The following is a 13,602-nucleotide window of genomic DNA, read 5'->3' as shown; positions in this document are numbered from 1 at the left end:
AAGGAGATGTTGAAGAAATGGAGAAGTATATGGCAGAAACAATAAAGACAAAGGGTGTACAGAAGAGACAGAATCTGATGGGAACGAGAGGAGTATCGCAGTGAAAAAAATAGGAATTATTTCAGATACGCATGGAGTATTGAGGCAGGAAGTGATGGAGATTCTGGAAACCTGTGACTGTATTTTGCATGCAGGGGATATGGGAAAAACGGAAATTCTGGACAGGATAAGACCCCTTGCATCTATCTATGCAGTCCGTGGAAATAATGACAGAGGATGGACGGATACTCTTGCAGAAAAACTGCATTTTTCCATTGAAGGTGTGGAATTTTTCATGGTACATAATAAAAAAGATGTGGCTTGGAACCTTGGAAATGTTCAGATTGTGGTGTTTGGACATACCCATCAGTATTATGAAAAAATGATCGATGGCCGTTTGTGGCTGAACCCGGGAAGCTGTGGAAATAATCGTTTTGGGAAGGAACCGACGATGGCAGTCGTGACCGTTGATAACGGAAGTTATCACGTGGAAAAAGTGGCATTGCCGGTGTGAAACGGGGAATATTTCCGGCGGGGATGAATAAGAGAGAATTGTATGTTGTATGAGGCAGAAAAGAGGAGATTATTATGAAATATGTAAGACAGTTTTGCATTATTCTGCTGGTATCGTTTGTTGGAGAAGTGCTGTATAAATTACTGCCTTTTCCGGTACCGGCAAGTGTTTATGGATTAATTCTGATGCTGGCAGCTCTTATGAGCGGGCTTTTAAAAACAGAGCAGGTGAAAGAAACTGCGGCATTTCTTGTGGAGATTATGCCGGTTATGTTTATTCCGGCAGGGGTAGGCCTGATGTCCTCCTGGGGTGTGTTAAGGCCGGTGTTTGTGCCTTTTGCGATTATTACAATTCTGACAACTGTAATTGTCATGGCAGTTACCGGACGTGTGACGCAGGCTGTGATCAGATATGAAGAAAGGAGACGCAGAAAATGAATGAATTTTTAAATCTTTCGGTATTCTGGGGAGCTCTGGTCAGTCTGGCAGCCTATGAATTGGGACTGATTCTGAAAAAGAAATTCAGACTTGCCATTTTTAATCCGCTTCTGATTGCCATACTGTGCGTGATTGGTGTTCTGGCGGTTCTGGGTGTTGACTATGACAGCTATTATGAGGGCGGGAAATACATCAGTTATCTTCTGACACCGGCAACTGTGTGTCTGGCAGTACCTCTTTATGAACAGCTGACTTTGCTGAAAAAGAATATCAAAGCAGTTGCTGCAGGCATTTTTTCCGGCGTGTTCGCAAGCCTTTTCAGTGTATTTCTTCTGGCAAAGCTTTTTAGTCTTTCTCATGAGCAATATGTTACTCTTCTGCCGAAATCCATTACAACTGCAATTGGAATGGGCGTATCGGAAGAACTTGGAGGAATTGTGACTATTACTGTGGCAGTGATCATTATTACCGGAGTTCTTGGCAATATGACCGGTGAAGTAGTCTGCCGCCTTTTTGGGATTCACGAACCTATTGCGAAAGGATTGGCACTGGGTACTTCTGCCCATGCCATCGGTACGGCAAAGGCCATGGAGCTTGGTGAGATCGAAGGGGCAATGAGCAGTCTGGCAATTGCAGTGGCCGGACTTCTGACAGTAATAGCTGCATCTTTTTTTGCCGGATTGATGTAGAAGATTCCAGTTATCGGTTTTGGAAAGAACAGTACATTGAAAAAAACGAACAAAAGTTCTGAAAAAACAAGTTCATACCGTTTTATTGGACTCAATATGTGAGATACTATCCATATACAGAAAACATGTTCGGAAAATGTGTTCGGAAAATATGTTCGAATGAAATTCCTGAATACATTTGATCAGACATATGATATGTGAGGAGGAATATTTTATGTTGAGTTCAAAGAAAGAAATCAGGGACAGAAAGATTATTGCATTTGCAGACAACGGCTATTATCCGCATACAGGTAAGAAACAGGAAGGGAAACTTTCCAGATCCATGGCGATGTTTCTCGGTCTGTTTGTAACGATTGAGATCATGATTGGAGGAGCGATGATCCTGAATATTGATTTTCATACGGCGGATATGATTGCCGTTGTGTTTGCGTTTGCTGTATTATATTTTGGAGTAGTAGCGGGATTGACAGACAAATAATTACGAGGATACATGATATGCCGAAATCTTTTCGTCAGAAACTGAAAGTCATATATTTGATGGAAGCACTCCGTAAAAAGAGTGATGAACAGCATCCGCTTACAGTTAATGATCTGATCGCGTATCTGGGAGATTATGGAATTTCAGCAGAGCGCAAGACTGTTTATGATGATATTGAGATGCTTCGCATTTATGGAATGGATATTGTGAACCGAAGAGAGAAACCGTCCGGCTTTTTTCTTGCCAGCCGGGAATTTCAGATGGCTGAACTGAAGCTTCTGGTAGATGCAGTTCAGTCATCGAAATTTATCACGCAAAAAAAATCACGTCAGCTGATTCGTAAACTGGAAAGTCTGACAAGTGAATACGAGGCTAAGAAACTTCAGCGGCAGGTGTATGTGGGAAGCCGTGTGAAGACGATGAATGAGAGTGTTTATTATAATATTGACTGCATACATGAGGCAATTTCCGAAAACCGCCAGATCAGCTTTCAGTATTATGAGTGGACAGTATCCAAAGAGATGCGTCTGAAGAAAGACGGGGAGAGATACCGGATCAGTCCATGGGAACTGATCTGGAAGGATGAAAATTATTATCTTGTGGGACTTGATGAGAACAGTGGAATTGTCAAGCATTATCGTGTGGATAAAATGCTCAGCATTTCTGTTGAGAAAGAATTGCGCAGCGGAGAAGAATTTTTCCGGAATTTTGATCCGGCGAAATTTACGTCCGGCACGTTCGGAATGTTTGGCGGAAGAGAAGAGTCGGTCCGGCTGGTGTTTGAGAATCCTCTTATAGGAGTGGTCATTGACCGGTTTGGGCATGATGTGATGATTCATAAACAGGACGAAGAACACTTTGCAGTTCAGGTACGTGTGAATGTGAGCAGTCAGTTTTTTGGCTGGCTGGCGGGACTTGGAGCAGGGGTAGTGATCTCCTCTCCGGAGAATGTCAGGAAGGAATATAAAGAGTTTCTTGAACACGCTCTGGAACAGTACAGAGAACAGAAATGAGAATACTGAGATAAGAAAACAAGAATAAGAAAACAGAAATAGAAATACAGGAGGAAAAGGTATTTTTATGACGGTAAAATCCAGGCTCTTGGAACTTTTGGAACAGCATAAAGGAGAAATATTATCGGGCGAAGCTCTTGCGGGAGAACTCCAGTGTACCAGAGCAGCTGTGTGGAAGGCGGTGAAAGCTCTTCGCGAGGAGGGATATGCGATTGAGGCGGGAACTAATAAAGGATATATGCTGAGCCGAGACAGTAACCGACTGTCTGTGGAAGGGATTCGGCTTTATCTGAATCGGCCGGATGTATATCTGAAATTATACAGGGAAGCCGGATCTACCAATCAGCTTGCCAAGCAGGCGGCAGTCAGCGGCGAGGCAGGGCATGGATCTTTTGTGATCGCACAGCAGCAGACGGCAGGTCGCGGCAGGCGGGGCAGAAGCTTTTATTCTCCGGAAGATGCCGGACTCTACCTGAGTGTTGTTCTGGAACCAAAGGGAGAAACGCTTCAGGAAAGTCTGCTTCTGACTACAGCAGCGGCTGTTGCAGTGTATAAGGCTGTACAGAAGGTTTGCGGCATCAGTCTGGATATCAAATGGGTAAATGATCTCTATTTCCATGGACGGAAAGTCTGCGGTATTTTAACAGAAGCGATTACGGATTTTGAGAGCGGCAATATTGAATATGCAATCGTTGGAATCGGTCTGAACCTGTATTGTGCGGCTGTGGGATATCCGGAGGAATTGCAGGGGATTGCCGGCGCACTTTATCCGGATGAGACATCTGCATCCGGAATTGACCGGAATTTGCTGACCGCTGAAATAGTTAATTTTCTCTTGGAGGAAACTGCGCATCTGAAACTTTCCAGTGTATATGTTGAACATAATATGATACCCGGAAGAGAAATTACGATTATGGACGGCAGTCGGAGCCGTCATGCCAGAGCTTTGGATATTTGTCCGGACGGATGCCTGCGGGTAGAGGAAGAGGACGGGACGATTTCTGTTTTGTCATATGGGGAAGTTTCGGTGCTTATGAAGGATTGATTAGTTGCGAAAGAATGGGAAGCCGTCTTTTCCGGTGAACAGCAGATGGCAGAAGATGCAGGAGTTGTGAAGGATACAAAAGATACTAAAGAAGCCCGCCAGGCCGTGAATGATGACCTGGGCGGGCTGTTTGATTCTGGCGTTATCCACGCCTGGAAGCAGGTATTTCCGAATTCTCAGATACTGTTTCGGATAGAGCAGTTGCTGGTACAGCTGCTGCAGGTTCGGTGCTGTCTGCTGTAGCTGCTGAATGTTCCGGATAGTTGCCGGTGGCAGCAGCGGTATTGGAATCCGCAGACTGCTGGAAGGGACGATAAGGCTCCCAGTAGTGCTCTTCCGGCTGTGAATCTTTATAGTCATTGTCCAGCTGTTCTTTTTTGTGAGAAAGGATGTAGCATCCTGCGATGATAATAGCTACAGCAATGACAATTTCCGGAAGCCGGTAGGTGATATTGCTGATGAAATCTGCCAGTCGTGATGGGAGAATCCAGTATAAAAGCTCTGTAAAATTGGACCAGAGAATAGAAACTCCGAAAAAAATCAGCAAAACAGCTACAATCGTACGGTATTTACTTACAAAAAGATCAGCATCTCCGATAACCTGATCCAGATGAAGAACATAATTATCTTCAATTGCGTAAAATTCATCTTCAGAAAGTGACTTCAGGTTGTGTACATTGAAAAAACTGTAGAACCAGAGAATGGGAAGGAGCATGATGATCCAGTTCAGACTTGTTCCGGATGCAACTGCGATAATGCCCCAGAACAGCAGCATGATACTGATACCCTGTTTACGAAATCCCATATACATTTCTCCGGCTCCGGGAATCAGTGAAAAGATGAAAGTCCAAAAACCTTTTTTTTGTTTTGTCATGTTATCTGCCTCCATTGATGATTTTGTTGGAAAATTCGGTTAAATACCCAGCCAGTGTATCGGAACCTTCATTCAGATTCTGATTGATCTTCCGGGAGAAATCCTGGAGATAATTTTGAGATTTCTGTGTGCCGGAAGGGATAACCGGGAGTTCTTTTTGTGTGGTAATTTCGGGTGTAATGCTGGCAAAATCTACTTTTGTTACACTGAACAGAAGGAATAGTGCCATAAGTACTCCGGCGGCGGTTTTCAGTCCGCAATAGAACAGCTGCATACGGTACGAAACCGTATGAATGGTTTTGTCTGCCTGTACGGAAGGGGTGGATGCTTTTGTAAGAATTTGCTCCTTAAGGTATGCCGGTGCCTGTGCTGCCTGAAATGTTTTTTCATGATCAAGCATATGCTGCAGACAGTAATCGCAATGCTCCATATGTTCCAGAAAAGCAATCGTTTCTTCTGTACTCATAGAATCAGAAAGCTGTTGAAAGCTGTTTAATTCTTCCTGCGAGATATGCATGTTTTATCCACTCCTTTCTTTCTGATTATGCAGCGGGTAATCAGCTCTTTTGTGTGGTCTGTTCTGCCCGTGTGGTGAATGTTCATCTTCCAGAAGTTGTTTCAGCATTGCCTTTGCACGGTATAGCTGGGTCTGGATTGTTTTGGGATTCTTGCCGTTGCGTCTGGCAATCTCGACAACAGAAAGTTCATCACAGAAATGCAAGACTGCAACTTCGCGGTAGGGACTGCGAAGCTGGCTGCAAAGATGACGGATATGGCAATTGGCGTCATTGGCAAGACATGTATCCTCAGGAGAAGGATTCTTATCCGGAAGCTGAGAAAAACAGGTATCATCTGCCGGCATGGTTCTTCTTCCGGATGACTTCAGAAAATCGAGACATTTTCGGACAGCAATTTTACCAAGCCATGCTTTTTCATAAGTGCCGTCGAAGCGGGAAAGATTTTTATAGGCTGACAAAAATACTTCCTGTGTCAAATCTTCTGCGTCAAATGGATTGCCTACAGATTTTAAACATATGGAATACACAAGATTCTGATAATGATCTATCAGATATTCCAGATACTGTTCGGATGTAATAGAATCAGCCCCCTTTCGTTCCCCGTTCATATATTATAACGCAGAGGTTTGGTGATTCCCTTCAAAAAATAAATTTTATTTGGCTTTTTTTTCAGGATGGTCTATACTGTTACCAGAAAAAAGGAAAAATCCCGACAGGATATCGGGAGGAATGACTGCAGAGGGAGAAAAACATGACAGAGACAAGACGTTTGTATTATGAAGATGTATATAGGAAAGAATTTCATGCCACAGTAACGGAATGCCGTGAGGCCAAAAAAGGATATCATATCCTTTTGGACCAGAGTGCATTTTATCCGGAAGGAGGCGGTCAGCCGAGTGATACAGGATACCTGAATGAAGCAGAGGTAAAAGAAGTTCATGAAAAAGATGGAGAACTTCTGCATTATACGGATATTCCGCTTCAGCCAGGCACGGAAGTAACGGGCAGGATCTGCTGGGAGCGCCGGTTTGATCTGATGCAGCAGCATTCCGGGGAGCATATCGTCAGCGGACTGGTTCACGAAGCTTTTGGTTATGACAATGTTGGTTTTCATATGGGAAGCGATGTGATCACAATCGATTTTAATGGAATGCTGGATGAAGAACAGATGGCAGAGATTGAGGCGAAGGCCAATGAGAAAATATGGGAAGACAGTCAGGTGGAAATTACCTATCCATCGCCGGAAGAACTGAAGGAACTTCCATACAGAAGTAAGAAGGAACTGACAGGAAAAATACGGATTGTACGGTTTCCCGGTTCCGATCTCTGTGCATGCTGCGGCACTCATGTTACGCATACCGGAGAGATTGGAATGGTGAAGCTTCTTTCTGTTGTGAAATTCCGGGAAGGTGTCAGAATGGAAATGATTTCCGGACGGAGAGTTCTGGATTATCTGAATATGGTAAACGAACAGAATCATCGTGTTTCTGTCTGCCTGTCTGCTAAACCTACACAGACAGCAGCGGCGGTAGAACGCCTTGCGGAAGAGAATTTCCGTTTGAAAGGGCAGGTGAACCGCATGGAGGAGAAAGTATTTGCAGGCGAAGCAGCCAGATGTGCAGGTGCTGGTGATGTACTTCTGTTTCAGGAAGGGCTGGAGGCAGACAGTGTGCGAAGACTGGCAGATGCAGTAATGCAGAGCTGCGGAGGAAGATGTGCGGTCTTTTCCAGAAATCCTGACGGAAGCTATAAATATGCTATGGGGCAGACCGATGGAGATCTTCGTCAGCTGACGAAAGATATGAATCAGGCTCTTCAGGGAAGAGGCGGCGGTAAGCCGAACTTTGTGCAGGGCTCCGTGCAGGCGGGAGAAAAAGAAATCAGAAATTTTTTTGGAAACCAGGTGAGTGAAGCGTGAAGAAAATGTTTGGAGAATGTCATGCACACATCATTATGGATGGGAAAAATTACAGAAAAGCAGTAGAACTTCATGCAGAACAGGTACAGGACGACGTGATACGGAGGCATCTGAAAGCATATCAGGATGTGGGAGTAAGCTTTGTGAGAGATGGCGGTGACTCTTATGGAGTATCACGGCGTGCGAAAGAACTTGCCCCGGAATATGGGATTGACTATCGTACGCCTGTTTTTGCCATTCATAAAGAAGGACATTATGGTTCGATTGTGGGGAGAAGTTTCAGAAATCTGAGAGAGTATTATCAGAGAGTACTGGAAGCGCGTGAAGAAGGGGCTGATTTTATCAAAATCATGACCACGGGGCTTTTGGATTTTGATAACCATGGAAAAGTGACTGGAACACCTTTGGAAGCCGCTGAAGTCAGAGAGATGGCACATATTGCCCATGAAGAAGGTTTTGCTGTCATGAGCCATACAAATGGTGTATATGGGGTGCAGGCTGCGCTGGAGGCAGGTGTCGACAGTGTGGAGCATGGAAATTATATGGATGAAGAGACCGTTTTGATGCTTGCACAGAGCAGAACGGTATGGGTTCCCACGCTGGTGACTGTGAGAAATCTGATGGGGTGCGGCAGATACGAAGATCGTGTGATCCGTCCAATTATGGATCATGCTGCTGCAAATCTTCGTCTGGCATATGAAAAAGGTGCCATGATCGCGCCTGGAAGCGATGCCGGTGCTTATCAGGTACCTCATGGTAAGGGCATTGAGGATGAATTGTCTGCATTTTTACAGATCCTTGGTGACACAGCAGAAGTTCGGACACGGCTGGAAAATGGGGAATATGAGATATACCGGAGATTTTGCAGAAATTGAGATGGCATATTGTGCATGACATAATTTGGTATGTTCAGAGCAATGTAATTATGTATATCATGTTCAAAGAAACATAAAAAGGGACTCATACATATCATTTTTCCTGATTTTATGAAGGAAAAATTCATCCGTATAGAGTCCCATTGTTTTCTGAACACTGTTTTATGCATCTTCAATTTTGAGACAGGAATAAATATTGGTCTGGGCAGAAGCGGCGGGATTGTAAGTGATACGTACTCTGCATCCAATTGCCAGATCTCCGGTGGATGCGTTCTGTGCCTGGTCGGTACGGAACGTGATCATTGCATTGTCATAGGTCTGGATGGTGACCGTATTGGAGGTTGATCCAATAATGCTTCCTGTTATCCGAAAAGAAATCCTGGAATCTTTTTCGGATGCAGGATTTTCGCCTGTGATTCCGAGAATCGTCAGTCCGTCGAGGGTCGTTCCATTAAATTCTCCTGTATAAATAACGGAAACATGAGATCCCTCTGCAATTCCGCCTGGAAAATAACAGGGAAGAGCTGTCATATCCAGTGCCAGAGAAGTATCTGTTCCCTCCAGGATGGTATGAAGGGTATTCTGGCTTACATTCTGGATAATACAGAAAAGCTTTTGTTCCTTTGGCGCATTCTCTTCAGGGGCTGGAGTTGGCGTGGGTTTTGGAACATTCAGTGGATCAATATCAGAAATACTCAGTACCTTCAGGTGATTTGCATTGTATCCGGTATCGTCGGTGGAGAGGATTTTTCCCTTATAGTGGAGATAAACAGGAGTTCCTTTTTTGATTCCGTTTTCGTAGTATTGTCTGGTACCTGCGGAGGGGAACATTACTGTGTTTCCCTTTTCGGATTTGATGGTGATGGTATTGAGAGTCAGATCAAGAACTGTTCCCTTGATTGTGCGGTCTTCCAGATCTGTCTTTTTGTGATACTCATCCACGACTTTCAGAGCCTTTACATTGCTGGTATCGGAATCCTCCAGCTGTCCTTCATAAATGATGCTGACTTCGTCTCCGGTGATCATACCTCCCTGACATTCCAGAGAAGCCTGAGAGACATCGAAGGTGTATAGGGTTTTGTCAGAAAGAATGGTGACTTGACTTCCGGTAAAGTCCTGCAAAATTCCCCGGATTTCATCCATATACACACGCGGCTTGTCCTGGACTGTTTCCTGAACAGAAGAATCTTCAGTGGAAACAAAGCGGTCAATGACTGCTCCGGGACTGCATCCGGATAAAGAAAGAAGAAGTATTAAGCAGCTGCATGAAGCGAAAAATTTTTTCATGATATCCTCCGGTATCTTGCATGTCAGTTTCTGTCCTGATCTTTTGGCGGGATGGGAAGGAAATCATATATTTCCAGATAAGAATCCCATTCTTTTTGCCCGTCCGGTGCTTTGGGCATCAGTCCGGTGCATTCTGTACATGCGTTCGTATTCAGATAATTTTCGTAAGAAACATGATAAAGATTGTCTGAATTCTGGCCTTTTTCGTTGCTGTGATTTTTTTCCATCCGATATCTCCTTTCGTTGATTGGCTGAATAAAAATATATTTTTATTTCTGTTCCTATGTTTGGAAAAATTCGGTCAACATAGCCTGCTATGCTTCTCTCATTTGAGGCGAATTTCCCACAAATTGTGACGCATATCTGTCGGAAAGCAATTTTCAGACACACTCTAGTATGCGGAAAAAGAAGCAGGATATACCTTTTATATCTAGTACATCGAAAAATAAATGACTGGCTATATCACGCAGAATGATTTTTTCATATGCAAGGCGGAGGAATGAGGCGATGCGGTGGCATCGTCGATTGACGACAACGCAGCAGATGAGAAATCAGGCAAGTGATATAGCTGGTTATTTATTATTCGATGTACTAGACATTTTTAGCATACAGTTGTCATTGGAAATGCCATGAACAGCAAACAAATTCGTTTGGATGATATACAGGATGGAAAATACTGTTTTGAGTGTTTTTATTATAACAAAGTTTAGAGGGAATTTCATCGTCTGACGCAAAAAAATACATATATTTGTTTAAACGATTTCTCTTCTGAAAAAAAACAAGGAAATATATGGAAGATATTGATAAAAAGATATTGTAATTTCTAATAATTGTGCTATAATCGGCTTAAATAAATAATAGCGAAGTAGGAATTTATGCGTTAAGTGTTCATAGGCTGGGGAGTCGCCATGAAACGAAAAGCCCGCAAATCTGAGAGGCGGCTTACGATATATTTTCCGCACCCGTTGCTACATGTGAGAACATCTCATAATGTGGAGGGATTATTATTTATCGGTAACTACTCTATTATTTTAAAACATTATGGAGGTGTTTTTATTATGCAAAAAAATAGTTACAAAACCTATTGGAACGTAAAAACCTTAGTATTTATGGCACTTCTGGTAGCCATGCATCTGGTACTGACAAGAGTTCTTGTTGTAGAACTTGGCGCTTACCGTATTTCGGTAGGAAGTGTCTGTACTATTCTTGCAGGTCTGTGGCTTGGACCTGTTGCAGGCGGTGTCTGCGGATTCTGTGCAGATATTATCGGCTGTTTTATGAAAGGTTATGCAGTGAATCCTCTGATTACGGTAGCAGCAGTTCTCTGGGGTGTGCTTCCGGCCCTGCTCAAGCCTTTATTTGCAAATAAGGGAAGAACTGGAAAAACTGTCGGCATCTGTATTTCCGTTGCTGTTACCGGATTTTTCAGTTCTCTGGTGTTTACAACTGCAGGACTGGTTCTGTTCCTTGGATATAATTTCTATGCAATCATGCCGGGAAGACTTGTTCAGTTTGTAATTATGATTCCGATTTATTGTGTACTTACTGTGCTGCTGTATTTCAGCCCGGTGACCAGTATGGTTGTTGGGACAGTAGCACCGGTTCTTTCAAAAAAGACTGTATAATTTGAGAGTTTATACATAAAACAAAATCGATTCCCCAAAGAAAAAAGGCGCAGCCGGATAGTGGCTGCGCCTTAATTTGTGGGTTGAACACGGAACCAGTATGTATAAAATTGACAGAATCCCAGAGATTCGTAAAGCTTTCGAGCGGGGGTATTTCCCTCTACAACCTGAAGGTAGGCGTTTTCTGCACCTTTTTTTCGGCCTTCTTTGAGAAGCCCGGTGCAGATCTGACGGGCGAGGCCCTGTCCCCGATAGTCTTCACGGACATGGATCGCATAGAGACCAATATAATCGCGATCGAGAATTCCAAGTCCGGTTGCGATAATCTGTTCGTTTTTTTGGACAGATGCACAGATGGTTTCTTTGGGAATTGCCCGGTACATAGAAGGTACAACAGCCCGGTGAATAGGATTGGTAGTCCCCTTCAGGGTAAAAAGGCTCTCAATCCATTCATCGGGAATGCTGTCCGTGAAACATACTTCGTCATATGGAGCATCCAGACGAGCAGCCGGGAGACGGACAGTCATAACATTGGTGGTATGCTGAATCTCATAACCGCGGTTTTCCAGAGTATAATCAAAGTCCTGAGAAACCAGAGGGCTGATTTTGAAAATAGCAGGTGTTCCCAGACGTTTGTAAACATTTTCGCAGTAGGAAACTTTTTCTCTCCATGGAAGAGTGGAAGTTCCAAACTGCTCCACACTGTTGGTTCGATGTGTATAAAAGTAGGAAAAACGCAGGATCCATCCGTCATAAAGTTCCATTTTGTGGGATGGCCAGGCATTCAGAGACATGTCTTCGATTTTTTTGATATTCATTTCCATAGTGTAACTCCTCATCTGTCGCACAGGATTTCTTTGCTCTTTACGTTATAATATACAAATATTTTACATAATTATACATGTATATAGACAACATGGCAAGGTTTGATTGAAGAACAATCAACCGGTCAATATAGCCCGCTATGCTTCCTCATTTGGTACAAATCTCCTGAAAATGAATTTTCAGACACGCTCTGGCACATCGGAAAATACGGATATTTCCCGGAAAAGAAGCTCTGACAGAAGTTTGTGGCCGTCAGAGGTGAGGTGAATGCCATCAGTGGTGATCGTTTCCATTCCTCTGGAGCGGGCAGCTGTATTCAGTGTATCATGCAGTCGGATATAGGGGAAATGGAATTCTTCGGAGAGTGTTTTGATACCCTGAGAGAAAATTTTGACAAAAGGGATCCAGTTCCCGTATTCCTGCGGCCATGGAAAAATAAAAGGTTCCATAAGTATCACTGGGCATTGTGCGCCGGAAAGAATCCGGAGGAGTTCCCTGTATCTGGAAAGGCTGTTTTCCATCATGGTTTCCTGCTGGGCAGGTGTTCGGTTGGTATTCATCATCAGACCAATGTCATTAATACCAGCCAGTAGTGTAATCATATCCGGTTTTAAAGGGAGATAAAACGCAGGGGCAAGGTCGAGAATGCGGCTTATGGTGAAGCCATCCGTACCAAGATTATAAATCTCCCAGTTTCTTCCGCTTTCAGACAGTTTCTGGGAAAGCATCTGTACATAGCCATTGCCGAGCGGCGGATGGTCAAAAAGTCTTCCGCAGTCAGTGATACTGTCACCGAGGCAGAGTAATCGAGTCATAAGTTACCTCCTGTTTCCATGCAGGTTAATGGCAGTTTGTGAAATAGAAGAGCAGATTAAATATAATATGGTCTGTTTACGGATGATCATAAACTGCTGGTTTGCAATGTGTTTGAAAAAGCTGGTATTACATCATGTAAAGTAAGATTTAGCATACTTTATCACTGCTGGGGAGATTGGTCAAGAAGAATATTTAAGAAAAATGTATATATGCGCATTTTTATGCAGCAAACAACTATAAAACATCCATGGAAAATATTTGTAGATACAACTATAAAAACATCTCCAGAAACAAACATTGGCAGAAATATCCGTAAGAATATCAGCAAAAGCATCAGGAAAAGATCAGCAAAATATCAGCAAAAGCATCAAGGAAATATCAGTAAAAGCATCAGTAAAAGCCTCAATAAAAGTAGTTGTAAAATCAGATAAATTGGAGAAAGATAGATAAATTTTATAAAAATTTTCGAAAAAAGAAATAAAAAAGCTCTGGACAAACGGAAACATTTGTCCTATAATGAGCCTCACCAGAAATCTTCTGGTGTTCAAACCGTCTAGTTCAGACGGGAAATCCCATTTTATACGAATGATAAAATTTAATAAAAAGAAATGTCAGGAGAAATTTCACTGTTGTATATGCTGCAGCGGAA

Annotated in this window: 17 protein-coding genes, 2 pseudogenes and 1 riboswitch; of the genes and pseudogenes, 11 read left to right on the top strand and 8 right to left on the bottom strand. The window is 43.1% G+C overall.

Annotation, left to right across the window (positions count from 1 at the left end; all coding sequences use genetic code 11):
- Positions 1-100 precede the first annotated feature (100 nt).
- From ACTNEW_RS08750 to ACTNEW_RS08725, 6 genes are all read left to right on the top strand, one after another.
- Positions 101-553, top strand: coding sequence for a metallophosphoesterase family protein (locus ACTNEW_RS08750; protein WP_441060032.1), 453 nt, complete (start codon positions 101-103; stop codon positions 551-553).
- Positions 554-627: 74 nt separating this feature from the next.
- Positions 628-990: a CidA/LrgA family protein gene (locus ACTNEW_RS08745; RefSeq protein WP_441060030.1), complete on the top strand. Its 363-nt coding sequence runs from the start codon at positions 628-630 to the stop codon at positions 988-990.
- Positions 987-1,679, top strand: coding sequence for an LrgB family protein (locus ACTNEW_RS08740; protein WP_441060028.1), 693 nt, complete (start codon positions 987-989; stop codon positions 1,677-1,679). The genes ACTNEW_RS08745 and ACTNEW_RS08740 overlap by 4 nt, the downstream gene beginning before the upstream one ends.
- A 214-nt stretch (positions 1,680-1,893) precedes the next feature.
- Positions 1,894-2,157, top strand: a complete 264-nt coding sequence (locus ACTNEW_RS08735; protein ID WP_441060026.1) for a hypothetical protein — start codon at positions 1,894-1,896, stop codon at positions 2,155-2,157.
- A 17-nt stretch (positions 2,158-2,174) separates the two neighbouring features.
- Positions 2,175-3,170: a helix-turn-helix transcriptional regulator gene (locus ACTNEW_RS08730; RefSeq protein WP_441060024.1), complete on the top strand. Its 996-nt coding sequence runs from the start codon at positions 2,175-2,177 to the stop codon at positions 3,168-3,170.
- Between the two features lie 67 nt (positions 3,171-3,237).
- Positions 3,238-4,215: a biotin--[acetyl-CoA-carboxylase] ligase gene (locus tag ACTNEW_RS08725; protein WP_441060022.1), complete on the top strand. Its 978-nt coding sequence runs from the start codon at positions 3,238-3,240 to the stop codon at positions 4,213-4,215.
- A 142-nt stretch (positions 4,216-4,357) separates the two neighbouring features.
- Here the strand turns inward: ACTNEW_RS08725 and ACTNEW_RS08720 are convergent, their stop codons facing one another.
- The 3 genes from ACTNEW_RS08720 to ACTNEW_RS08710 are packed head-to-tail and all read right to left on the bottom strand — an operon-like array spanning position 4,358 to position 6,215.
- Positions 4,358-5,089 (bottom strand): hypothetical protein, encoded by a 732-nt coding sequence (locus tag ACTNEW_RS08720; protein ID WP_441060020.1) that lies wholly within the window; start codon positions 5,087-5,089, stop codon positions 4,358-4,360.
- 1 nt (position 5,090) lies between these two features.
- On the bottom strand, positions 5,091-5,606 hold the full coding sequence (locus tag ACTNEW_RS08715) for a hypothetical protein (RefSeq protein ID WP_441060018.1): 516 nt from the start codon (positions 5,604-5,606) through the stop codon (positions 5,091-5,093).
- Positions 5,607-5,609: 3 nt separating this feature from the next.
- Positions 5,610-6,215 (bottom strand): RNA polymerase sigma factor, encoded by a 606-nt coding sequence (locus ACTNEW_RS08710; RefSeq protein WP_441060016.1) that lies wholly within the window; start codon positions 6,213-6,215, stop codon positions 5,610-5,612.
- 143 nt (positions 6,216-6,358) lie between these two features.
- Between ACTNEW_RS08710 and ACTNEW_RS08705 the strand changes: the two genes are divergently transcribed.
- On the top strand, positions 6,359-7,525 hold the full coding sequence (locus ACTNEW_RS08705; protein ID WP_441060014.1) for an alanyl-tRNA editing protein: 1,167 nt from the start codon (positions 6,359-6,361) through the stop codon (positions 7,523-7,525).
- Positions 7,526-7,530: 5 nt separating this feature from the next.
- On the top strand, positions 7,531-8,400 hold the full coding sequence (locus tag ACTNEW_RS08700; RefSeq protein WP_441060099.1) for a Xaa-Pro dipeptidase: 870 nt from the start codon (positions 7,531-7,533) through the stop codon (positions 8,398-8,400).
- Between the two features lie 162 nt (positions 8,401-8,562).
- On the opposite strand, the gene ACTNEW_RS08695 is transcribed toward ACTNEW_RS08700, so the two are convergent.
- From ACTNEW_RS08695 to ACTNEW_RS08685, 3 genes and pseudogenes are all read right to left on the bottom strand, one after another.
- A complete protein-coding gene (locus tag ACTNEW_RS08695) occupies positions 8,563-9,687 on the bottom strand; it encodes a hypothetical protein (RefSeq protein ID WP_441060012.1) in 1,125 nt (374 codons plus the stop codon).
- Between the two features lie 23 nt (positions 9,688-9,710).
- A complete protein-coding gene (locus ACTNEW_RS08690; protein WP_441060101.1) occupies positions 9,711-9,914 on the bottom strand; it encodes a hypothetical protein in 204 nt (67 codons plus the stop codon).
- A gap of 79 nt (positions 9,915-9,993) precedes the next feature.
- A pseudogene (locus tag ACTNEW_RS08685) lies at positions 9,994-10,077 on the bottom strand (DUF6783 domain-containing protein); the annotation flags it as partial.
- Here ACTNEW_RS08685 and ACTNEW_RS08680 point away from each other — a divergent pair.
- Both ACTNEW_RS08680 and ACTNEW_RS08675 read left to right on the top strand, forming a co-directional pair.
- Positions 10,039-10,140: pseudogene (locus ACTNEW_RS08680) on the top strand (hypothetical protein); the annotation flags it as partial. The pseudogenes ACTNEW_RS08685 and ACTNEW_RS08680 sit on opposite strands and share 39 nt — an antisense overlap.
- A gap of 406 nt (positions 10,141-10,546) precedes the next feature.
- Positions 10,547-10,657: riboswitch (THF riboswitch) on the top strand.
- Between the two features lie 88 nt (positions 10,658-10,745).
- The gene (locus ACTNEW_RS08675) at positions 10,746-11,312 is read left to right on the top strand and encodes a folate family ECF transporter S component (protein ID WP_441060010.1); all 567 of its coding nucleotides are present in this window, start codon (positions 10,746-10,748) and stop codon (positions 11,310-11,312) included.
- A gap of 71 nt (positions 11,313-11,383) precedes the next feature.
- On the opposite strand, the gene ACTNEW_RS08670 is transcribed toward ACTNEW_RS08675, so the two are convergent.
- Both ACTNEW_RS08670 and ACTNEW_RS08665 read right to left on the bottom strand, forming a co-directional pair.
- Positions 11,384-12,136, bottom strand: a complete 753-nt coding sequence (locus tag ACTNEW_RS08670; protein ID WP_441060008.1) for a GNAT family N-acetyltransferase — start codon at positions 12,134-12,136, stop codon at positions 11,384-11,386.
- Positions 12,137-12,316: 180 nt separating this feature from the next.
- Positions 12,317-12,952 (bottom strand): SGNH/GDSL hydrolase family protein, encoded by a 636-nt coding sequence (locus ACTNEW_RS08665; RefSeq protein ID WP_441060006.1) that lies wholly within the window; start codon positions 12,950-12,952, stop codon positions 12,317-12,319.
- 108 nt (positions 12,953-13,060) lie between these two features.
- Between ACTNEW_RS08665 and ACTNEW_RS08660 the strand changes: the two genes are divergently transcribed.
- On the top strand, positions 13,061-13,384 hold the full coding sequence (locus ACTNEW_RS08660; RefSeq protein WP_441060004.1) for a hypothetical protein: 324 nt from the start codon (positions 13,061-13,063) through the stop codon (positions 13,382-13,384).
- Positions 13,385-13,602 lie beyond the last annotated feature (218 nt).

Origin of the sequence: Blautia sp. HCP3S3_G3, assembly GCF_052063365.1 — a bacterium.
Lineage (GTDB): Bacteria > Bacillota > Clostridia > Lachnospirales > Lachnospiraceae > Blautia_A.
Note: the sequence above shows the minus strand (reverse complement) of the source record. Positions and strands in the feature narration are given on the sequence as shown.